Genomic DNA, 19,421 nt, shown 5'->3' with positions numbered 1-19,421 from the left:
ATGCGTTTGTCCGAAATTCCGGCCGCGTCGGCTGCGCTGCTTCCGTTTTCAAGGAACCGTCATCTTGTTGCCGCGCCCTCTCCGCGCGGCGGCAATTACTATTAATAGCAGGTGAAAGACACAATGTCAAGGCGGAAATGTTCTCCAGGAAAAACGAGAGCCACAACGTCTGGCCGTCGCAGCTCCCGATTCGGGATCAATCCCTTTTTTGCCGTTACCCCTTCGGTTGCCGCGGCGGCTCCGGCGCGTTGTTCGCCCAGGGCTTCGCGGCGGGCGCTTCCGGGTCCAGCGCCGGTCGCTCACCGCCCCCCAATCCTTGTGCGGAAACGGATGGATCGCGCCGCTTCTCCTTGTTCACGGATCGATGCGCCATGCCCATGCCTCCCTTCAATCGGGTCGGTACGTTTAGTATGCGCCGCACCTCCAGCGCAAAATTCCCTCTCCATTCCAACTGAACGCCGTATGCGCGGGCATACTACAACCGACAGCGAAACGCCATCGTCAACCCCCATCTGTCTCCGCACGGATGGCGCGCAACTCTCCCGAGAGGAGGAATGGCCAATGGAATGGATCGACGCGCTGTCGCGCTACGGCGTCGCCGTCGCCGGCATCCTGGTCGCGGCCATTGTCGTGTATTACGCCTACCCGGCGTTTACCAAATCGGGTCTCCATCCGCTGGTGCGTCGTCAAAATGCGAAACGGAAAAAAGAGTAACCGAGAGCGTGGGCCTTATCCCCCGCTCTCGGTCACCACGCGCATCAAGGCTTCCGGATAGGGCGGACGCACAATGCCATGCTCGGTCACGATGGCCGTCACCAGCTCGGCGGGCGTCACGTCGAAGGCCGGATTGTACACCTGGACGCCTTCCGGTGCCGTGCGGCGACCAAAGCCTTCCGTCACCTCATGGGCCGGGCGCTCTTCAATGGGGATGTCGGCGCCCGTCGGCGTAGCCAGGTCGATGGACGACGTAGGCGCCGCCACATAAAACGGGATGTTGTGCGCCTTGGCCAATACGGCCAGGCTGTACGTGCCGATCTTGTTGGCCACGTCGCCGTTGGCCGCCACGCGGTCGGTACCGACGATAACCGCCTGCACCCAGCCCTGTTTCATCACCCAGCCGGCCATGTTGTCGCAGATGAGCGTCACGTCGATGCCCGCCTGCTGAAGCTCGTAGGTCGTCAGCCGCGCCCCCTGCAGCACCGGCCGCGTCTCGTCGGCAAAGACGCGCAGCCGCCAGCCCCGCTCCTTCGCCAGGTACAGCGGGGCGAGCGCCGTCCCGTAGGCCGCGGTGGCCAGCCCGCCGGCGTTGCAATGGGTGAGGATGCCCATGCCATCGGCAAGCAGCGTCAAGAGGTGCTCGCCGATGCGCCGGCACACCGCCGCGTCCTCCCGCTGAAGGGCCCGTGCTTCATCCAGGAGGGCCACCTTGACCGCCGCCAGCGGCTTGCCCCGCTCGGCTTCGGCCCGCTTCCGCATCCGGTCGAGGGCCCAAAAGAGGTTGACCGCCGTCGGGCGGGCCGTAGCCAGAAACGCGGCCACGCGGTCCAGCTCGCGCCAAAAGGCCGCCTCGTCATCCTCGGGCACGTGGCGCACCCCGAGGTACAACCCGTAGGCCGCCGCGATGCCGATGGCCGGGGCGCCGCGCACGGCCAAATCCCGGATGGCCGTCCACACCTCTTCCGGCGTCTTCAGCGTCAAGTAGACCGTTTCGGTCGGCAGGCGGCGCTGGTCGAGCAGGACCAGGCCGTCGTCGCGCCAGATCACGGATTGCGGGTGAGGGACGGGAAAGCCAAGGTCCATCAGCGGCTCACCCTTTCCGCCGCCACGTCGCGCACCAGCGCCGTCAGGTCCTCAATGCGCTGCACGGTTTCGCGGCGCAAGACCAGCGCCTGCCCGATGGCCAGGGCCAGCTTCTCGCACGTCGCCCGCACCGCCGGATCGGGGATCGTCTCCAGGTCGGCCACGTGGGCCAAGCCGATGACGCGGCGCATCATCTTGCAACCGGCAAAGCCGACGGCATCCTGCAGCACCGCGCGGAGGTAGGCCTCGCGATAGCCCGGGGCGTTCCACATCTCGTCTTTGACGTGTTCCGCCCAGAGTTCCGCAAACTGCTCGGCAAACCCGCGCCAGATCGCCTCGATCGTCTCGAGGAGCCACGCCTGAAAGTCGCGGCGCTCGGCCTCGTTCGGCGTGTGCCCCTCGTGGGAGGCGTAGGACAGCAACAAATTGGCGAAGACCGCGCCGGGATCAAAGCCCATGGGCCCATAGAAGGCGAATTCGGGGTCAATCACCTTGGTGCTGTCGGCCTTGACCATGATCGAGCCGGTGTGCAAATCGCCGTGAATGAGCGCCTGGGCCTTGGTCATGAACGCCTCCTTCAGCCTGGCCACTTCCCGCTTTAAGGCCCCGTTTTGCCACAGCGCCTCCACCGCATCGCGAATGAGCGGGTTAAAGTGGTTCGTGTCGGCATTGTAATAGGGATGGGAAAACACCAGGTCTTCGGTGATCTTGCACATTTCAGGATTGATGAAGGCGCGCTGCTTGGCCTTCTTCTCCTCCGGCGACAGGTAAAGGTCGGAGGTGAAAAACAGCGTGCGGGCAAGGAAGGTGGCCATGTGCTCGGCAAAGCGCGGGTAGACCGTGCGGGCCATGAGCCCCTTGCGCATGACGATGTGGTCGGACAGGTCCTCCATCACCGTCAGCGCCAGGTCCGCGTCATAATGGATCACCTTCGGCACCAGCCCCGGGGCCAGCTCGCCCTCGATGCGCAGCGCCTCGGCCTCGATGCGGGCGCGGTCCAGCGTCAGCGGCCACGATTCCCCAACGACGCGGGCGTAAGGCAGGGCCTGCTTGAGGATCAGCGATTGCCCGGATTTCGGGTCGACGAGGTGAAAGACAAGGTTCAGGTTGCCGTCGCCGATTTCCCGGCACGTCAGGGCAGCGTCCCGCGGAAAGAATCCCCGCTCCTTGACGTACGCCACGGCATCCGTTTCGGTCAGCGGGCGGTAGGTCGTGGACATGGCGGCCTCTCCTCCTTCGCGCAAGGTCAATGTGCGGCGAGAAAGAAAAGATCAAACTTTATTTTGTGTCGGAATCCACGGGTTTGCAACCGTCTTTTCTGTCTTCCAACCATTTCAATAGCTTGTTCCCCGGATGCCGCCCTGCCGTCGTCGGCGCATATGCCCGCGCGGCGAGGAGGGCCGCCACCTCGTCGCGGGTCAGCTGCCGCTCCGTCCCGAGCGTCCGCGCGATCCAGCGGATGCGCGCCGCCATCTCCAAGCTCTCCATCTTCTGGTGCGCCCGTTCCAGATCCGGCCCCATCGTCACCGCGCCGTGGTTTTCCAACAGCAGGGCGTCAAAGTCGGCCAGGTACGGACGAACCGCCTCGGCCAGCGCGTCCGTTCCCGGTACGGCAAACGGAACGGTGGGGACGCCGCCCAGGGTGACGACGATCTCCGGCAGCACGGGATCCATCATCGACAGGCCGGCCACGGTAAACGCCGTCGCCGTCGGCGGGTGGGCGTGCACCACCGCGCCGACATCGTCCCGTTCCCGGTAGATGACCGCATGCAAACGGTATTCCGACGAGACGCGGTGTTTGCCGGCCAGGACGTTTCCGCTCAGGTCGACCACCACCAGGTCGTCTTCCGTCAAGGCGCCCTTGTTTTTGCCGCTCGGCGTGATCAGGATGGTGTCCGCGGACAGGCGCACGCTGATGTTGCCTTCTGCCCCGGCAACAAGACCCTTGTCGTACAGCGCGCGCCCAATTTCCACCACCTGACGCGCAAGGCGCTTGTCCATTCCCGCCCCTCCCCTTTGGCACTGCTTGGATTGTCTCCGCCTGCAAAAGCCCCTCACACATCCCGAGGAATGCCGACCGTTACGCGTTCGTCAGCGCCTTCCCCTTCCCTCGTCCTCGTGCGTCGGCCACCGCCTCCTTGAGGTCGTCCGGCCACGGCGCTTCCACCGTCTCCCACACCCCGGTGAGCGGATGTGGAAAAGTTATGCGCCACGCGTGCAGCGCCTGCCGCCCGATGGCCGCCGGCGGCCCGCCGTACAACGCATCGCCGACGAGCGGATGGCCGATGTGCGCAAAATGGACGCGGATCTGGTGCGTCCGGCCCGTCTCCAGCCAGGCGCGGACGAGTGTGGCGTCGCGGAAGGTTTCGAGGACCTCGTAATGGGTCACCGCCGGCTGCCCCGCCGGTGACACCCGGCGCCGCTGCCGATCCTGCCGGTCGCGGGCAATGGGAAACCGCAGCGTCCCCCGCTTTTTCCGCAGCCGCCCGGCCACAAGGGCCACGTATTCGCGGCGCACACGGCGCTCGCGCAGCTCGGCGTCGAGCACGGCATGGGCCCACGGGTGCTTGGCGTACAGCACGGCGCCGGTGGTGTCGCGATCCAGCCGATGGATGTGGCGCGGCTTGGCGGCAATCCCGTGCAGCAGGTAATGGTAGGCCACGGCGTTGGCCAGGGTGCCGCCCCCTCCCGGACGGTCGGGGTGGACGATCATCCCCGCCGGCTTGTTGACGACGAGCACGTGGTCGTCTTCGTACAACACCTCGAGGGGATGGGGCTCCGGAACCACGCCGTACACCTCCGGCGCAAAGGCATGCAGGCGCAGCCGCGCCCCCGGCGCCAAGGCGTCGTCCGGCCGGGCCGGGCGCGTGCCCACCACCACCGCGCCCTTGCGATACCACGCCCGGCGCAGGCGCGCGGGCACGCGAAGCGGACCGGCCAGCACGGCGTCGACCGTCCCGCCCTGCCACGCCTCGGGAACCACCACCTCGAGCCATTCCCCTTTTCGCCGAAACGCCGCCATCCGTTACGCCTCCTTCTCCCCGGTACCAGCAACGCGCGGGGGCATGGAAAAAGGACCGGTGGTCCCGGTCCTGTTCCGCACCGATTCCGCCGGCGCCAACCGTCAGCGGCCAAGCAGCTCGGTCAAGCGCTGGGGATCGAAACCGACAACCCACTCGTTGCCGATCCGCGTCTGCGGCACGGTCAACTGACCCGTCGCTTGGATCAGGGTTTTGCGCGCCGCATAATCCTCGGTCAGGTCGACTTCCGTATAAGGAATTCCTTTCTCCGAAAGGAACCGCTTGAGCGCGACACACGCCGGTCAAGTGGGAGTGGTGTAGACAACCACGTCGCGGTCCGTCGCCATGCTCACGCTCACGCCTCCTTTCGCCTTCCCCCTCATAGCTTTCCCCGAACGGGGAAAACGCTCGCCTTCCACCGGAAACGAGCGCCGTTCCGCACCGCTAGATGGCCTTGGTGGCCATCGGTTTGCGGTCAAAGGTGAAGAAGCCATACAGGCAAAGCAGGCCGGTCAAGAGAACGAAGGCGCCCGCCACAAACGGATACGTGGCGTGCAGCGAATACAGCGCCGTCCCCACCACCGGGCCCAAGATGCGCCCCAGGCTGTCCATCGACGAGACCAGTCCCGACGCCACGCCTTGGCCCACCGTCGTCCGCTGCGTGACGAGGGACGTAACGCACGGGCGGATGAGGGCGTGGCCGGCGCCGAACAGCGCGAGGTAAAGCGTGGCGTTCCAAAAGTTCGTCGTGAAGACGATGAGGAACATGCCGACGGCCGCCAACACCAGACCGATGCCGATGGCGCGCCCCTCGGTGCCCGGCTTGACCAGCCGGCGAATGACGCCCCCCTGCACCAGCGCGCCGACAATCCCGACGATGGCAAACATCACGCCGATCTGGGACGTGGACGCCCCGATGCGCGCCATCTGGAAGTACTGGAGCGTTCCCTCGAGGCCGGCTAGGGTGAACGAGACGATAAAGGCAATGATGTAAAGGTACTTGAGCGGGCCGCGGAAGGCCGCCCACCGCGACGGGCTCCCCTCGGCGCGCGCCGTCCGCCGCTCCGGGGCGAGAGACTCCGGCAGCGCCCGCCACGCAAACAGCAGCGTGAGCAGCGAGAGCGCGGTGGCGGCGAAGAACGGCACGGTCAGCCCCAGCTCCCCGAGCAACCCGCCTACGGCCGGCCCCAGGATGAAGCCGAGCCCGATGGACATGCCGACCAGGCCCATCGCCTTCGTCCGCTCCGCTTCCGACGTGATGTCGGCCACATAGGCCACCGTACAGGAAACGGCCGCGCCGGAAAAGATACCGCCCAACAGGCGCGACAGGTACATCAGCCACAGCCGGTGCTCGGCCAAGCCAAACAGCACGAAGCTGACGGCAAAACCCAAAAGCCCGGACAGGATGACCGGCCGCCGCCCGATGCGGTCGGACAAGGCGCCCCACAGCGGTGAACAGACAAACGACGCCGCCGCGTACACCGACAAGAGGAATCCCAGATGGACCGGCGCCGCCCCCGCGTCCTGCACCATCTCCGGCATGACGGGAATGATCAATCCGAATCCGACAAAAGTCGTGATCAGCGTCAGCATCACAACGCCCAGTTGCCGCTTCACGTGGAAATCCCTCAACTTTCCTGAGCCGTCGCTCGGAATCCCTAGGTCACAATCAGTATTGTACCAAACTTTGCGGTCCGCCACGAAACAGGTCCTTCATCTGCCACGCGATCCAGAAGTGAAAGCCCCTCGCGTTAGGAGGGGCTCGCGGTCCGTCCTCCGCCTTGGGCCAAGACCTGGATGAGGATGCGCGTCGCTTCCAGCAGCGAAGCCATCGACCAACTGGGCATGCGCGCCGCCGACGACGCGGCCATCTCGTGCGTGGCCGGCAACTGCACCAGGCCACAGGCAGCGGCCAGCCCCTTCTCGTTCAGGTGATGCAACAGGCAATACGCGGCGTGGTTGCCGACAAACGTCCCGCCGGCATCGGCGATGTCCGCCGGATACCCGCGCTGGATGAGCCCGTCAACCAAGCGCCGAACCGGTAGCGTGCCAAAATAGGCGGGTGGGCCGCCGGGAACGATCGGGGCGTCCTGTCGCGTCGCCCCGTCGGCGTCAGGCCCGCCGTCATCGCAGTTGATCGCCACGCGAACCAGGGCGATGCGGTCCAGCCCGGGCGCGAGCTCCAACACGAGGACCGCGTCGGGCTGAAGGTCATCCACGGCGCGGAGCAACTTCTCGCCGGCGCGGGCATACGACACCGGCAGCACAACGCCGGTGACCGGGCATCCCGCCACCTGCTGCCCGTTCAGCAGGCGCGCCACATGCTCACCGGGATTGAGGCGGTAGGGACCGTAGGGCCCAAATCCCGCCAGGAGAACCGTCTTCACCGCTTTTCGCGCTCCTTTCCGGACGCCCGGGAAGCCCGCCGCCGGCTGCGATTGGTCCCGTACCGGGTCTACGCCAGCGCCGCTTTCAGCTCGTCGGGGGAATTGGCCCACATCTGCGGGTTGTGGCGCATCAAGAACGCCCGCAGCACGGCCTTACTCCGGTCGTCCATCTCGTCGACCAAGATGCGCCCCTTCATCGAGGCGTCCATGCGGTTGACGTGCTCGGCGAGGATCTTGTACCCGCGCCGCGCTTCCCGGTCGATTTCCATGTACGAGGCGGCCACGCCCTTGTAATAGGGGCCCTTCTCGTTTTCCCCCACCGTGACCCATACAACCCAGTACGGCTTGCCGTTCGGCACCTCGTCCCGGTTCGTCGTCCACTTGATGCCCCGCTCCACCGCGCTCTTGGCGTGCAACGCGCCCAGGTCAATGTATGCGTCCTCCCCGTCGATGATGACCGGCGCCACCGCGCTGAGGTCGATCACGCCGCGGCCGAAACCGGCGTGCACGTTGGCCGGATTGCCCAGGATGGTGAAACCGCCGCGCTTCTTCCCTGTGCTGTCGCCCTTGTTCAGCAGATCCATGGCATCCGCCTCCCGTTGTGTCAGGATCTGAAGCCATTATACGCCATTGGGCACATGCCTCGCCATTTGTGCCCGCATTCATGAACCCGGGTTGTCAAAGGTCTCGATCTTGAATACTATTTATATTTCATAATCATGTAAATAATGTTTTTTTGTGATTTGATCTCCTGCTTCCGTTGCGCAATAATAAGAACGTACCAAGTGCAATAATTAGAATCGAGTGTGAAGGAGCGTGACGGCGTCCGTACAAGAAAAAAGGAGGGAACAGCGTGGTTTTCGCATTTTCGCTTTTCATCATTCTGTTGTTTGTGCTGTGGGGGGTGTTATGGCCGGACCACCTAAACGAAACGGCGAACACGCTGCTGAGCGTGATCATCGAAAAGTTTGGCTGGTTTTACCTGCTGGTTACCTTTGGCTTCTTGCTGTTTGCCCTCTACCTTGCCTTCAGCAAGTACGGATCGATTCGCCTGGGACCGGACGATCAAGAACCTGAATATTCGGATTTTACCTGGTTTGCCATGCTCTTTAGTGCGGGCATGGGGATCGGGCTCGTGTTCTGGGGCGTCGCCGAGCCGATGTACCATTACGTGGACCCGCCCTTCGGCGCAGAAGGAAAAACGGCTGAAGCGGCTCGATTGGCCATGCGGTACGCCTTTTTCCACTGGGGGCTGCACCCCTGGGCCATTTACACGGTCATCGCCCTGGCCATTGCCTACTTCCAGTTTCGGAAAGGGACGGGCGGCCTGATCAGCGCGACGTTTCGTCCGCTCCTCGGCGAAAGGGTGAACGGCCCGCTGGGGAAAGCCATTGACCTCTTGGCCATCTTCGCCACGACATTTGGCGTGGCCACGTCCCTGGGGTTGGGCGCGCTGCAGATCAACGGCGGGTTGTCCCATCTGGCAGGAATTCCCAATCAGCTGGCAACGCAATTGCTCATCATTCTCGTCCTTACGGTAATGTACATCGCCTCGGCGACGACGGGATTGAACAAAGGGATCAAAATCCTGAGCAACGTCAACATGGCCATAGCCGTTGGCTTGCTGCTCGTGGTGCTGTTTGTGGGCCCGACCTCGTTCCTCCTTGAAGTCTTCACCACCACACTGGGGGGCTACCTGCAGAATCTCATCAGCATGAGCCTGCGCATGGCCCCGTTCACCGACAGATCGTGGCTGGCCAACTGGACCTTGTTTTACTGGGCCTGGTGGATCGCGTGGGCCCCGTTCGTCGGCCTGTTCATCGCCCGCATATCGAAGGGGCGTACCATCCGCGAGTTTGTCATCGGCGCGCTGATCGCCCCCAGTATGTTCAGCTTCCTGTGGTTCTCCGTCTTTGGAGGTCTGGCCCTCAAGCTCGAAATCGTGGATGGCCTCAACATCGCCCAGGCGGTACAAGAGGATCTGACCTCCGCCCTCTTCGTCACCCTCGAACACCTGCCCTTTGGCAGCATCGCGGCAGCGCTAGCCACGGTGCTCATCATCACCTTCTTCGTCACCTCGGCCGACTCGGCCACCTATGTGCTGGGCATGCTCTCCTCCAACGGGCGCCTCAACCCCGCGCGCCGCGTGCGGGTCACGTGGGGCATTCTGCAGTCGGCCATTGCCGCCGTGCTCCTCATCAGCGGGGGACTGAAGGCGCTGCAGACGGCGTCGATCGTGGTGGCCCTGCCCTTCGCGGCCATTCTGGTCGGGGTGTGCGCCTCGGTATGGAAGTCACTGGCCCAGGAACACCGTGAACGCGTGCTGCGGGAACGGGAGCGGCAAAAGAAGTTGGAACAATTGCTGTACCTACGCGAATAAGAAATGCGCCACCGCTTCCGCTTACCGCGGAAGGCGGTGGCGTTTTTTCACGCGTAGCGAAAGCCGCCGTCGGAATGGAGGATTTGCCCGGTAATCCACTCCACCTCGTCGCTGGCTAAGAAGCGAATCAGGCGGGCGGCGTCCTCCGGCTGGCCGACGCGGCCCATTGGAAAGCGCGGCAGCAACTCGGCCTTCACCTGTTCCGTCATCCAACCCGTATCGGTGGGCCCGGGATTGACGGCGTTGACCGTAATCCCCCGGGACGCCACCGCAGCGGCAAACGCCACGGTAAACGCGTCGATGGCCCCTTTCGTTGTCGCGTAGGCGATCTCCTTGGGCATTGGACCGCGCGACTGCCCCGATGTCAGGTTGATGATCCGCCCGCCCGACCCTCCGCGAAACCGGCGGGCGAAGGCCACGCTGAGCAGCACGGTGGCCCGCACGTTGACCGCGTAATGGACGTCCAAGCCGGCCGCGTCCAACCGATCCCACCCGTCAAGGTCAGAATCACACGCGTTTTTGACCAGGATCGACGGGGGACCGAGCTGTTGTTCCACCGCATCCAGCAAGGTTTCGGGTGCTTCGGGGCGGGAGAGGTCAAGCTCCATCCGCGCGCAGCGCACGCCCAGGCGCGCCAGCTCTTCCTCCAGCATTGCCGGCTCGTCCGGCGCCGCGCTCCACGGCATGGCGCGGTCGTACGGCGTCCAGTACGTGAAGAAGATGTCCGCCCCGTCGGCGGCGAGGGCCCGGCACACGGCGGCACCGATTCCTTGCAGGCGGCCGACGCCCGTCACCACGGCAATGCGGCCCCGCAGGCCGCCTCGATTCCGCATCGTTCGGGTGACCCACATGTCCTCCCTTCCTTTTGGTTGGGGACGCCTTCCGTTTGTCCCCTCCCTGAAGCCTCACCGCGCGCGGCGCCGATAGTACACGAACGACAGCACCACGGGGATGACGCTGCTTGCCACCGCCGCGGCCAAAAAGACCGCAAAACGATGCGGCGCGGGCAAAAACGATGCGGCCATCATCAGCGCGCCACCGACCACAAAGACGCGCCCGCCCACGCGATGGGTCTGCCGCCAAACCTCCTCGTCCGACACCGTCCACGGAGTCCGGATGCCAAGAAAGAAATTTTGCCGGAACCGCGGCATTTCGTTGCCGAGAAAGAGGAACAACAGCCCGATGAGCAGGGGTAGGACAACGGAAACGTCAACCGACCACCCGGCGCCATTGGCCACGACCATCGCGTGGATCACCAGCAGGAGCGTAAGAATGAGGTTGACCACCGTGCGGTACGACCGCTCAAACCGGCGAACCTGCTCGCGCTTGGGGTCGATGGCCGGCAGAATGCGCAGCAAACCGGCAAACACGAGGATCAGCGCCGGGGTGAGCGCCAGCGCCACCGCCTTCGGGGCAAAACCGTCCGCCTCGCCCTGCATGTTCCAGTGAATCGGCACCGTCTCCGGCAAAAACGGGTACGCGACCACGCTGATGGCCGTCGCCACGACAAACAACACGACACCCAACCATGGATTGCTCATCGCTCTCCCCCCTTGGCTTCCGAAAGCGTCAGCATCCACTTCAGCACCTCATGGAACACCGTCGTGTTCAACGAGTACACGATATGCTGGCCCCGGCGCTCGTCCTGCACCAGATTGGCCTGCTTCAGCACGTTCAGGTGATGGGAGATGCTCGGCTTGCTGATGGAAAACCGCTCGGCGATCTCGCCGGCCGTGCGGTCGCCTTCCTTCAGCAGATCGAGGATGGCGCGGCGTGTCGGGTCAGACAGCGCCTTGAACACATCGGACAGTCCCATCGCAATCCCCTTCCTCGGCCGAAGGCAACTTGCTTTCTCGCATGGCGAGGTTTCAATTAGATAATTAGAAAACTATCTAATTAAAGGATATGCGGAACACGTTCCGTCGTCAACCGCGGGCAACCGAATGGACACTCGAAACCCGCGCCGTAAACCGACGAACCGGGTCATCGGCTCGACGGGATTCGTGCGCCTGGAAAAGGAGCATGCCACGGGGGAGATCGGCACGACGATCCACCGCGCGTTTTGGAGCTCAGGAGACAACACGGAAGCAAAGCGGCTCATCCTGCGCTTCGGCTTTGAACGTCTGGGTCTGGTTCGCATCGAAATGCGCACCGATGCGCGAAAACTGCAATCGCCACGGGCCATTGAAAAACTCGGATTTGTGCGGGAAGGGATTCTGCGGCGCTATCCCGTCGTCAAGGGTCGGGCACGGGACACCGTCGTGTACAGCCTGCTGTGCGTCGAGTGGCAGCAAACTGTTTCGACACGTTCTTGCGGAAGCGTAACGGAGGAGGAAAGCACCGGCCATGTTTACCCATGTGTGGAGTTCCGTGGTATTGATCCTTTCCCTCGCGGTCCCCATCGGGCCGATCAATGTCGAATGATCAAACAGGGGATAAAAAAGGTTCTGGGCGGCATGGCTGGTCGGCCTTGGGGCCATGTCCGCCGCCATCGAGTTGATGCTCGCGGTCTACAAGACGTTTTCGTTTTCCAGCAGCGCCACGCACTCCACGTGCGCCGTGTGCGGGAAGAGGTCGACCGGCTGCACCTCGACGACGCGAAAGCCTCCGTCCGCCAGGATGCGGCAGTCGCGGGCTAGCGTGGCCGGGTTGCACGAGACGTAGACAACGCGCGCCGGCTTGAGCCGCACCAGCGTGTCGAGGAGGGGCCGCGCACAGCCCTTGCGCGGCGGGTCGACAACCACAACATCGGGCCGAAGCCCTTCCGCCCGCCAGCGCGGCAGGACGTCTTCCGCCCGGCCCACTTCGAAGCGGGCGTTGGCGATACCGTTGAGGGCGGCGTTGCGCCGCGCATCGCGCACCGCCTCGGGGACAACCTCCACGCCGTACACCTCCTTGGCGTGGCGGGCCAGGACGAGGGCGATCGTGCCCACGCCGCAGTAGGCGTCGACCACCGTCTCCGTCCCGGTGAGCGCGGCGTAGCGGCGCACCTGTTCGTACAGCAGCTCCGTCTGCGGCGGGTTGACCTGGTAAAAGGAGCGCGGGGAGATGGCGAAGCGCAGGCCCCCCAGCTCGTCGTGGATCACCTCGCGCCCCCACAGAAGGCGCGTCTGGTCGCCGAGGACAACGCTGCTTTTCGCGCGGTTGACATTGAGCACGATGGACCGGACGCCGGGCACGCGCGCGCGGACGGCGGCGACCAGCTCGTCGAGGTGCGGCACGGCCGGTGTGGTCACCACGAGGATGACCATCACCTCGCCGGTGCGAAAGCCGACGCGCACGACGACGTGGCGCAGCACGCCCTCGTGGCGGACGTGGTCGTAGGGCGGGATGCCCAGCTCGGCGGCCGCCTCCTTGACGGCGCGCACCGCTGCCTCCATCGGACCCGGCTGCAGGAGGCAGCCGTTCAGGTCGACGACGGCGTGCGTCCCCTTGGCGAAAAAGCCGGCCACCAGCCGGCCGTCCTCCTCCCCGACGGGCACCTGCACCTTGTTGCGGTAACGCCACGGATCGTCCATGCCGAGCACGGGGCGGACGGGAACATCGGGGAGGCGGGCGATGCGGGCAAAGGCGTCGGCCACGATGCGCCGCTTCAGGGCGAGCTGCCCCTCATAGGCGACGTGCTGCAGCGTGCAGCCGCCGCAGGCGCCCGCCACCGGGCAGGGCGGCGCGGCGCGCAAGGAGCTGGGCGCGAGCACCTTGGCCACCTCGGCCCGGCCGAAGGTTTTGGCCACCTCCACCACACGGGCGCGCACCCGCTCCTCGGGCAGGGCGCCGGACACAAACAGCGTAAAGCCCTCGTAGCGGCCTACGCCGGCGCCATCGTGGGCGATGCCGGTGATGTCCAGTTCGACGAGGTCGCCCGGTTCCACCGGGGGGCTGCTCGGTTTCACGGCACAAACACCTCGAGATGTCGCGGCAGCACCTCGATGCGGCAAGGGAATTCGCCGCCCAGCTCGCCGTCGAGGTTGACGAGCACGCGATCCGTCGACCGCGCCTCCAGCCACGGCGTCTGGAAGTACACCACCAGCGGATCGCGCACGTGCTGGCCGGCAAGGGCCTGCCTGGCCAGGCGCACAAAGACGGGCAACGTGGTCTTTTTCAGCACGAGGACGTCCAGCCGCCCGTCGGACACGTCGGCCTCGGGGGCCAACCGTTCGAACCCGCCCACGGTAGGGCTGTTGGCGACGAGGACGAGCATCACGTCGGCTTCCAGCGTGCCGCCGGGATGGCGCAGCTCGACGCGGCGCGGAGAGATGAACGGCAGCTTCTCGATGCCCTTGACGTAATAGGCCATCTGCCCGAGCAGCGTCTTCAGCTTGCTCGGCACCTCATAGGTGAGCTCGGTCAGCCATCCCGCGCCGGCGATGTTGATGAAATAGCGGTCGTTCATCTTCCCCACGTCCACGGCCTTGGTGCGCCCGCCGGCGATCACCGCGCAGGCACCGGCCAGCGACCGCGGAATGCCGAGGGCCGTGGCAAAGTCGTTCGACGTGCCGCAGGGCAGGATGCCGAGCTTGGGCCGGCGCGGCTTTTCCGCCAGGCCGTTGACCACCTCGTACACCGTGCCGTCGCCGCCGGCGGCGATCACCACGTCAAACCCACGCGCCACCGCTTCTTCCGCCGCGCGTGTGGCATCGCCTTCCCCCTTCGTCATGTGGCAGGACGTCTCCAGGCCGGCCGCCTCGAGGGCGTCCAGCACCTCGGGCAGGCGCTTTTTGATTTCCTCGCGCCCCGCCGAGGGATTGTAGATCAGTCGCGCACGCATGCGGCCGTCACCCGCGCAGCGACGGCGCGGCCGCCTTTGCCAAGCCCTGTCGCGCCGTCTCCTCCAGCCAGCGGTAGACGTTCTCGTGGGGCAGATAGGTCTCCCCGCTGTAGGTGCAGGGTAGGCCGGAAAGCTTCTGGGGAATCACCGTGCGCGTGAAGTAGCCGGCACTGAGGAACAGGGGCACCACCACGACGCGATGGCCCTCGGCCGCTTCCGCCACGCGGTCGCGCAGGGTGTCCGGGTGGAAGGTGGCGTAGGTGGCCGCCCCAAAGCCGACGGCCTGGCCCACGTGTCGCGTCAGGCGATCCAGCAGGGACTCCCACCGCTCGCGAAAGCCGGGATGCTCGCTGCCGTGGCCCACCAGCACCAGGGCCTCCCGCGCCGGATCCTTCGCCAGGGCGCGCGCCCGTTCCACGACGATCGCGGCGATCAGCGGATGGTCGTCCATCGGCGGGCACAGATGGACGCGGCAAGCGGTGTCCACGCGTGTCAGGTCGGTCTCCAGCTCCGGCTCGTCTTTCAAGCCAAGGGCCCAGGCGATCTCGTCGAGGTGGGTGCTGCCCGACGAGACAAAGAGCGGCACGGCGACGATGTCCGTGACACCCTGGCGCTCAAGCTCGCGCACGCCGTCGGGGATGAGCCGCCCGTCGACCAGCTCGAGGTAGCCGGCGGCCGCCGGCACGCCGGGGAAGGCCGCGCGCAACCGGTCGAGGGCCGCGTCGACCAGCCGGACCCACGCTTCGTCGCGCGAGCCGTGGGCGATGAGGAGAAGGCCGGGCCGCATCCCGCCCGCGGTCATGGGCGCTCACCTCTCCCCGCCGCACCCAGCGTGTCCTGCAGGAACCCCTGCCGGCGCAAGAAGTCCAGCATGTGCGTCCGGCGCGGCTCCTTGAGCAGGCCGGCGATGTACGCCGTCCACCCGTGGGTGCGCTGGCCGCCCGTCCGCTCGGTGTAGTAGCGGCGAACCGTCTCGTCGTAGACGTCGAGGTGCCGGTCGCGCTCCGGCTCGTACCGCTCGCGGTGGAACACCGCTTCCAGGGGCAGGCGCGGCTTTTTCCCCGGCTCGTCGGCCGGGAAGCCCACCGTCATGCCGAACACGGGATAGACGAGGCGGGGGATTTCCAGCAGCTGGCACACCTCGGCGATGCGGTTGCGGATGCCGCCGATGTAGCAGATGCCGAGGCCCAATGACTCGGCGGCGACGGCCGCGTTCTGCGCCGCCAGCGCCGCGTCGACGGTCGCCACCAGGAACGGCTCGGTGCCCTCCACCTGCGCCTCGACGCCGTGCCGCGCGGCGGCCACGCGAAGCCGCCTGAGATCGGCGCAAAAGACGAGAAAGAGCGGGCACGTTTCCACATGGGCATTGCCCGACAGCTCAGCGAGGGCCTTCTTTTTCGCCGGATCGGTGACGCCGATGATCGTGTACGCCTGGACGTAGCTGGAGGTGGAGGCGGCCTGCGCGCTCCGGATGATCGCCTCCACCATCTCCTCGGGAATCGGCCGCGGGGCGTAGCGGCGGATGGAGCGATGGTTCTGCAGCAAGCGGATCGTCTCGTTCATGGGGTTCACCTCGAACGGCCTCACCGCTTGGCGATCTCCTCAAGGAGGAGCCGGTTGACGAGCTCGGGGTTGGCCTTCCCTTTCGTCGCCTTCATCACCTGGCCGACGAGGAAGCCCAGGGCGCGGTCCTTGCCGTTCTTGTAGTCGAGGACCGACTGCGCGTTGGCGTCGAGGACCTCGAGGACGATGGGCCGCAGCGCCTCGGGGTCGGTGATCTGCACCAGCCCCTTCTCCTTGACAATCGCCTCGGGATCGCGATCCGTCTCGACGAGCTCTTTGAAGATCTGCTTGGCGATCTTCCCGCTGATCGTGCCCTTGTCGATGAGGGTGATCAGCTTGCCGAGGTTCGCCGGCGACAGCTTGACGTCGCGCACGTCAATGCCCTGGGCGTTGACGTAGCCCATCAGCTCGACCATCACCCAGTTGGCCGCCGCCTTGGGATCGGCGCCGCACTGCACCACCGCGTCGTAGTAATCGGACAGGTCCTTCGACGCCGTCAGCACCCCGGCGTCGTAGTCCGACAACCCGTACGCGCGCATGTACCGCTCGCGCCGCGCGTCGGGCAGCTCCGGCAGCTCGGCCTTCACCCGTTCCACCCACTCGCGGTCGATGACGAGGCGCACGAGGTCCGGTTCCGGGAAGTAGCGGTAGTCGTGGGCCTCCTCCTTCCCGCGCATGGGCACGGTGATCTCCTTCTGCTCGTCCCAGCGCCGCGTCTCCTGCTCCACGACGCCGCCGCTTGTGAGGATCTCCCGCTGGCGCTTTTCCTCATACTCCAATCCCTTCTGGACGAAGCGGAAGGAGTTGAGGTTTTTCAGCTCCGTCTTCGTGCCGAAGGTGTCGGCGCCAACCGGGCGCAGGGAGATGTTGGCGTCGCAGCGCAGCGAGCCCTCTTCCATCTTTACGTCCGAGACGCCGGTGTAAAGAAGGATCTGCCGCAGCTTCTCCAGGAACAGCCGCGCCTCCTCCGGCGAGCGAAGGTCCGGCTCGGTGACGATCTCGATGAGCGGCACGCCGACGCGGTTGAAGTCGACGAGGGAATAGTTGCCGCCGTCCTCGGCGTGCAGCGACTTCCCGGCGTCCTCCTCGAGGTGCAGGCGGGTGATGCCGATACGCTTTTTGCGCCCGCCCACCTCGATTTCCACCCAGCCGTTTTTGGCGAGGGGCTGGTCGTACTGGGAAATCTGGTACGCCTTGGGCAGGTCGGGGTAGAAATAGTTTTTGCGGTCGAACTTGCACACCTCGGCGATCTCGCAGTTGAGGGCCAGCGCCGCCTTCATCGCGTACTCCACAGCCTGGCGGTTGAGCACCGGCAGCACCCCCGGATGGCCGAGGCAGATCGGGCAGACGTTGGTGTTGGGCGGCGCACCGAACTCCGTGGAGCAGCCGCAGAAGATCTTCGACTTTGTCGCCAGTTCGACGTGCACTTCCAGGCCGATGACCGTCTCGAAGTTCATCGCCGTTCTCCCTCCCTCACAGCGCCGGGCGCGCCTTGTGGTGGTCGGTGTGCACCTCGAAGGCGTACGCGGCGCGCAGCACGGTCAGCTCGTCGAAGGGCTTGCCGATGATCTGCAGGCCTACCGGCAGGCCGCCCGAAAGGCCGCACGGGACGCTGATCGCCGGCAGGCCGGCCAGGTTGACCGGGATGGTGCAGATGTCGTTCAGGTACATCGTCAGCGGGTCATCCACCTTTTCACCGAGCTTGAAGGCCGGCGTCGGCGCCGTCGGCCCGACGACCACGTCGTAGCGTTCAAAAAGCCGTTCGAAATCCTGCTTGATCAGCGTACGCACCTTCTGTGCCTTCAGGTAGTAGGCGTCGTAGTAGCCCGAGCTGAGGGCGAAGGTGCCGAGCATGATGCGGCGCTTCACCTCGGGGCCGAAGCCCTGGCTGCGCGTCTGCTTGTACATGTCGATCAGGTTGTCGGCCTCGACGCGCACGCCGTAGCGCACGCCGTCGTAGCGGGCCAGGTTGGACGACGCCTCCGACGGGGCGATCAGGTAGTAGCAGGCCACGGCGTAGTCGCTGTGCGGCAGGGAGACCTCCTCCCACTCGGCGCCCAGCGACGCGAACACCTCCAGCGCCTCGAGCACCCGCTGGCGCACGCCCTCGTCGATGCCGTCGCCGAGGTACTCCTTGGGCACGGCGATCCTCAGGCCCTTCACGTCGCCGGTTAGGGCCGCCGTGTAGTCCGGCACCTCGACATTGGCCGACGTCGAATCGTGCGGGTCATGGCCGGCGATCGCCTGCAGGACGTAGGCGGCGTCGGCCACGGTGCGGGTGATGGGGCCGATCTGGTCGAGGGAGGAAGCAAAGGCCACCAGGCCGTACCGCGAGACGCGGCCGTACGTCGGCTTGAGCCCCACGACGCCACAATAGGCCGCCGGCTGGCGGATGGAGCCGCCGGTGTCGGAGCCGAGGGCGAAGACGACCTCCCCGGCCGCCACCGCCGCCGCCGATCCTCCGCTCGAACCTCCGGGCACGCGCTCGAGGTCCCACGGGTTGCGCGTGGGGAAGAAGGCCGAGTTCTCCGTCGACGAGCCCATGGCGAACTCGTCCATGTTCGTCTTGCCGACCATCACCGCGTCGGCGGCGTCGAGCTTGTCCATCACCGTGGCGTTGTAGATCGGCTCGTAGTTGGCCAGGATCTTCGACGCGCAGGTGGTCCGCACGCCCTTCGTGACGATGTTGTCCTTGATGCCCGCCGGAATGCCGTACAAAAGCCCCATGGCGTCTCCGGCAGCCAGGCGCCGGTCCAGCTCGTCGGCTTTTTTCAACGCCCCTTCCTCGTCCAACGTGAGGAAGGCCTTGACCTTCTCATCCACCTCGCGAATGCGCTGGAGCGATGCTTCCACCAGTTCGCGAACGGAAAATTCCTTTTTGCGCAGGCCGTTGTGGATCTCCTGAATCGGCTTTTCCAACAGCGACACGCCAAATCCCCCTTTCGCCACCATTGCCTTTGCCGGGTTTCCCCGCAACCGCTTCGGTTCGGTTGGCTAGCCCTCGATCACTTTCGGGACGCGGAACAGGCCGTTCGCCTGATCGGGCGCGTTTTTCAGCGCTTCCTCGCGCGGAATCGACGGTCGCACCTCGTCGTCGCGCATCACGTTGGCCAGCGGCAACACGTGGCTCGTCGGTTCCACACCGTCGGTGTTGAGCTCGTTCAGCTTGTGGGCAAATTCGAGGATCTTGTTGAGCTGCTGTGTAAACCGCTCCGCCTCCTCCGGCGTCAGCGCCAGCCGCGCCAGGTTGGCGACGTGCTCCACCTGCTGGCGGGAAATTGCGCTCATCGGTGGCACCTCCTCGATCGTCTTGTCGGATCAGCCGTCTCCTCCGGCCCGGTTACGCCGTCAGGTTCCCGCGATTGGCCGACGCTTGCGAACACCCAACACATAATACTAATGATACCAGATGGGGAAAATCGCCTGCAAACGATGACGCATGCGAGCTTTTTTCGCTGTGCCTGTATCTAGGACTGATCTGCATCAGGCCATCTTCAGTTTTG

The 19,421-nt window shown here is 65.4% G+C and carries 22 protein-coding genes and 2 pseudogenes; 4 read left to right on the top strand and 20 right to left on the bottom strand.

What is annotated here, in order from left to right:
- Positions 1-214: 214 nt before the first annotated feature.
- Positions 215-373, bottom strand: coding sequence for a hypothetical protein (locus IEX61_RS09995; protein WP_157057952.1), 159 nt, complete (start codon positions 371-373; stop codon positions 215-217).
- 188 nt (positions 374-561) lie between these two features.
- On the opposite strand from IEX61_RS09995, the gene IEX61_RS09990 reads away from it, so the two are divergent.
- Complete coding sequence (locus IEX61_RS09990; protein ID WP_157057953.1) at positions 562-714, top strand: hypothetical protein; 153 nt, start codon at positions 562-564, stop codon at positions 712-714.
- Positions 715-729: 15 nt separating this feature from the next.
- Here the strand turns inward: IEX61_RS09990 and mtnA are convergent, their stop codons facing one another.
- The 4 genes from mtnA to IEX61_RS09970 all read right to left on the bottom strand — a co-directional run bounded on the left by mtnA (position 730) and on the right by IEX61_RS09970 (position 4,822).
- On the bottom strand, positions 730-1,800 hold the full coding sequence (gene mtnA, locus IEX61_RS09985) for an S-methyl-5-thioribose-1-phosphate isomerase (protein ID WP_188817845.1): 1,071 nt from the start codon (positions 1,798-1,800) through the stop codon (positions 730-732).
- The gene (gene mtnK / locus IEX61_RS09980) at positions 1,800-3,020 is read right to left on the bottom strand and encodes an S-methyl-5-thioribose kinase (protein WP_054672677.1); all 1,221 of its coding nucleotides are present in this window, start codon (positions 3,018-3,020) and stop codon (positions 1,800-1,802) included. Before mtnK ends, mtnA begins: the two co-directional genes overlap by 1 nt.
- A 58-nt stretch (positions 3,021-3,078) precedes the next feature.
- On the bottom strand, positions 3,079-3,801 hold the full coding sequence (locus IEX61_RS09975) for a class II aldolase/adducin family protein (protein WP_054672679.1): 723 nt from the start codon (positions 3,799-3,801) through the stop codon (positions 3,079-3,081).
- A 79-nt stretch (positions 3,802-3,880) separates the two neighbouring features.
- Complete coding sequence (locus tag IEX61_RS09970; protein ID WP_188817843.1) at positions 3,881-4,822, bottom strand: RluA family pseudouridine synthase; 942 nt, start codon at positions 4,820-4,822, stop codon at positions 3,881-3,883.
- Positions 4,823-4,880: 58 nt separating this feature from the next.
- Here IEX61_RS09970 and IEX61_RS12645 point away from each other — a divergent pair, with 58 nt between their 5' ends.
- A complete protein-coding gene (locus tag IEX61_RS12645) occupies positions 4,881-5,012 on the top strand; it encodes a hypothetical protein (RefSeq protein ID WP_268238399.1) in 132 nt (43 codons plus the stop codon).
- Between the two features lie 17 nt (positions 5,013-5,029).
- Here IEX61_RS12645 and IEX61_RS12725 read toward each other — a convergent pair.
- The 4 genes and pseudogenes from IEX61_RS12725 to IEX61_RS09950 form a co-directional block, all read right to left on the bottom strand.
- Positions 5,030-5,080 (bottom strand): annotated as a pseudogene (locus IEX61_RS12725) (hypothetical protein); the annotation flags it as partial.
- 184 nt (positions 5,081-5,264) lie between these two features.
- Positions 5,265-6,437, bottom strand: a complete 1,173-nt coding sequence (locus tag IEX61_RS09960) for an MFS transporter (protein WP_188817841.1) — start codon at positions 6,435-6,437, stop codon at positions 5,265-5,267.
- A 134-nt stretch (positions 6,438-6,571) separates the two neighbouring features.
- The gene (locus tag IEX61_RS09955) at positions 6,572-7,207 is read right to left on the bottom strand and encodes a pyroglutamyl-peptidase I (protein ID WP_054670934.1); all 636 of its coding nucleotides are present in this window, start codon (positions 7,205-7,207) and stop codon (positions 6,572-6,574) included.
- Positions 7,208-7,275: 68 nt separating this feature from the next.
- Positions 7,276-7,791, bottom strand: a complete 516-nt coding sequence (locus IEX61_RS09950; RefSeq protein WP_054670938.1) for a YwhD family protein — start codon at positions 7,789-7,791, stop codon at positions 7,276-7,278.
- A gap of 269 nt (positions 7,792-8,060) precedes the next feature.
- Between IEX61_RS09950 and IEX61_RS09945 the strand changes: the two genes are divergently transcribed.
- The gene (locus IEX61_RS09945; RefSeq protein ID WP_188817839.1) at positions 8,061-9,587 is read left to right on the top strand and encodes a glycine betaine uptake BCCT transporter; all 1,527 of its coding nucleotides are present in this window, start codon (positions 8,061-8,063) and stop codon (positions 9,585-9,587) included.
- 47 nt (positions 9,588-9,634) lie between these two features.
- On the opposite strand, the gene IEX61_RS09940 is transcribed toward IEX61_RS09945, so the two are convergent.
- Genes IEX61_RS09940 through IEX61_RS09930 form a run of 3 tightly spaced genes read right to left on the bottom strand, consistent with a single transcriptional unit; the run spans position 9,635 to position 11,397 of the window.
- Positions 9,635-10,438: an SDR family oxidoreductase gene (locus tag IEX61_RS09940; protein WP_229725832.1), complete on the bottom strand. Its 804-nt coding sequence runs from the start codon at positions 10,436-10,438 to the stop codon at positions 9,635-9,637.
- A 54-nt stretch (positions 10,439-10,492) separates the two neighbouring features.
- Positions 10,493-11,128 (bottom strand): SdpI family protein, encoded by a 636-nt coding sequence (locus IEX61_RS09935; protein WP_188817837.1) that lies wholly within the window; start codon positions 11,126-11,128, stop codon positions 10,493-10,495.
- Positions 11,125-11,397: an autorepressor SdpR family transcription factor gene (locus tag IEX61_RS09930; protein WP_054670954.1), complete on the bottom strand. Its 273-nt coding sequence runs from the start codon at positions 11,395-11,397 to the stop codon at positions 11,125-11,127. Before IEX61_RS09930 ends, IEX61_RS09935 begins: the two co-directional genes overlap by 4 nt.
- Before the next feature lie 133 nt (positions 11,398-11,530).
- Between IEX61_RS09930 and IEX61_RS12820 the strand changes: the two are divergent.
- Positions 11,531-11,731: pseudogene (locus IEX61_RS12820) on the top strand (GNAT family N-acetyltransferase); the annotation flags it as partial.
- Here IEX61_RS12820 and IEX61_RS09925 read toward each other — a convergent pair.
- From IEX61_RS09925 to gatC, 8 genes are read right to left on the bottom strand one after another with little or no spacing between them, the layout of a single operon-like run.
- Complete coding sequence (locus IEX61_RS09925) at positions 11,657-12,079, bottom strand: hypothetical protein (protein WP_054670946.1); 423 nt, start codon at positions 12,077-12,079, stop codon at positions 11,657-11,659. The pseudogene IEX61_RS12820 and the gene IEX61_RS09925 sit on opposite strands and share 75 nt — an antisense overlap.
- A gap of 18 nt (positions 12,080-12,097) precedes the next feature.
- Positions 12,098-13,480: a 23S rRNA (uracil(1939)-C(5))-methyltransferase RlmD gene (gene rlmD, locus IEX61_RS09920; RefSeq protein WP_229725831.1), complete on the bottom strand. Its 1,383-nt coding sequence runs from the start codon at positions 13,478-13,480 to the stop codon at positions 12,098-12,100.
- Entirely contained in the window at positions 13,477-14,355 is an 879-nt protein-coding gene (locus tag IEX61_RS09915; protein WP_054673116.1) for a diacylglycerol kinase, read from the bottom strand. The genes rlmD and IEX61_RS09915 overlap by 4 nt, the downstream gene beginning before the upstream one ends.
- A 7-nt stretch (positions 14,356-14,362) precedes the next feature.
- A complete protein-coding gene (locus tag IEX61_RS09910; protein ID WP_229725830.1) occupies positions 14,363-15,157 on the bottom strand; it encodes a sirohydrochlorin chelatase in 795 nt (264 codons plus the stop codon).
- Positions 15,154-15,918, bottom strand: a complete 765-nt coding sequence (gene nfsA / locus IEX61_RS09905; protein WP_054672239.1) for an oxygen-insensitive NADPH nitroreductase — start codon at positions 15,916-15,918, stop codon at positions 15,154-15,156. Before nfsA ends, IEX61_RS09910 begins: the two co-directional genes overlap by 4 nt.
- Positions 15,919-15,938: 20 nt before the next feature.
- Complete coding sequence (gene gatB / locus IEX61_RS09900; RefSeq protein ID WP_188817835.1) at positions 15,939-17,375, bottom strand: Asp-tRNA(Asn)/Glu-tRNA(Gln) amidotransferase subunit GatB; 1,437 nt, start codon at positions 17,373-17,375, stop codon at positions 15,939-15,941.
- Positions 17,376-17,391: 16 nt separating this feature from the next.
- Positions 17,392-18,870, bottom strand: coding sequence for an Asp-tRNA(Asn)/Glu-tRNA(Gln) amidotransferase subunit GatA (gene gatA / locus IEX61_RS09895; RefSeq protein ID WP_373277080.1), 1,479 nt, complete (start codon positions 18,868-18,870; stop codon positions 17,392-17,394).
- A 42-nt stretch (positions 18,871-18,912) separates the two neighbouring features.
- Positions 18,913-19,206: an Asp-tRNA(Asn)/Glu-tRNA(Gln) amidotransferase subunit GatC gene (gene gatC, locus IEX61_RS09890; protein ID WP_054672235.1), complete on the bottom strand. Its 294-nt coding sequence runs from the start codon at positions 19,204-19,206 to the stop codon at positions 18,913-18,915.
- Between the last annotated feature and the right edge of the window lie 215 nt (positions 19,207-19,421).

Origin of the sequence: Calditerricola satsumensis (assembly GCF_014646935.1) — a bacterium.
GTDB classification, from domain to species: Bacteria; Bacillota; Bacilli; order Calditerricolales; family Calditerricolaceae; genus Calditerricola; species Calditerricola satsumensis.
Note: the sequence above shows the minus strand (reverse complement) of the source record. Positions and strands in the feature narration are given on the sequence as shown.

Excerpts from the sequence above, each read along its gene's own strand:
- IEX61_RS09995 (WP_157057952.1), bottom strand. The coding sequence starts at position 373 with ATGGCGCATCGATCCGTGAACAAGGAGAAGCGGCGCGATCCATCCGTT.
- IEX61_RS09990 (WP_157057953.1), top strand. The coding sequence starts at position 562 with ATGGAATGGATCGACGCGCTGTCGCGCTACGGCGTCGCCGTCGCCGGC.
- mtnA (WP_188817845.1), bottom strand. The coding sequence starts at position 1,800 with ATGGACCTTGGCTTTCCCGTCCCTCACCCGCAATCCGTGATCTGGCGC.
- mtnK (WP_054672677.1), bottom strand. The coding sequence starts at position 3,020 with ATGTCCACGACCTACCGCCCGCTGACCGAAACGGATGCCGTGGCGTAC.
- IEX61_RS09975 (WP_054672679.1), bottom strand. The coding sequence starts at position 3,801 with ATGGACAAGCGCCTTGCGCGTCAGGTGGTGGAAATTGGGCGCGCGCTG.
- IEX61_RS09970 (WP_188817843.1), bottom strand. The coding sequence starts at position 4,822 with ATGGCGGCGTTTCGGCGAAAAGGGGAATGGCTCGAGGTGGTGGTTCCC.
- IEX61_RS09950 (WP_054670938.1), bottom strand. The coding sequence starts at position 7,791 with ATGGATCTGCTGAACAAGGGCGACAGCACAGGGAAGAAGCGCGGCGGT.
- IEX61_RS09940 (WP_229725832.1), bottom strand. The coding sequence starts at position 10,438 with ATGTGGGTCACCCGAACGATGCGGAATCGAGGCGGCCTGCGGGGCCGC.
- IEX61_RS09935 (WP_188817837.1), bottom strand. The coding sequence starts at position 11,128 with ATGAGCAATCCATGGTTGGGTGTCGTGTTGTTTGTCGTGGCGACGGCC.
- IEX61_RS09925 (WP_054670946.1), bottom strand. The coding sequence starts at position 12,079 with ATGGCGGCGGACATGGCCCCAAGGCCGACCAGCCATGCCGCCCAGAAC.
- IEX61_RS09915 (WP_054673116.1), bottom strand. The coding sequence starts at position 14,355 with ATGCGTGCGCGACTGATCTACAATCCCTCGGCGGGGCGCGAGGAAATC.
- IEX61_RS09910 (WP_229725830.1), bottom strand. The coding sequence starts at position 15,157 with ATGACCGCGGGCGGGATGCGGCCCGGCCTTCTCCTCATCGCCCACGGC.
- nfsA (WP_054672239.1), bottom strand. The coding sequence starts at position 15,918 with ATGAACGAGACGATCCGCTTGCTGCAGAACCATCGCTCCATCCGCCGC.
- gatB (WP_188817835.1), bottom strand. The coding sequence starts at position 17,375 with ATGAACTTCGAGACGGTCATCGGCCTGGAAGTGCACGTCGAACTGGCG.
- gatA (WP_373277080.1), bottom strand. The coding sequence starts at position 18,870 with ATGGTGGCGAAAGGGGGATTTGGCGTGTCGCTGTTGGAAAAGCCGATT.
- gatC (WP_054672235.1), bottom strand. The coding sequence starts at position 19,206 with ATGAGCGCAATTTCCCGCCAGCAGGTGGAGCACGTCGCCAACCTGGCG.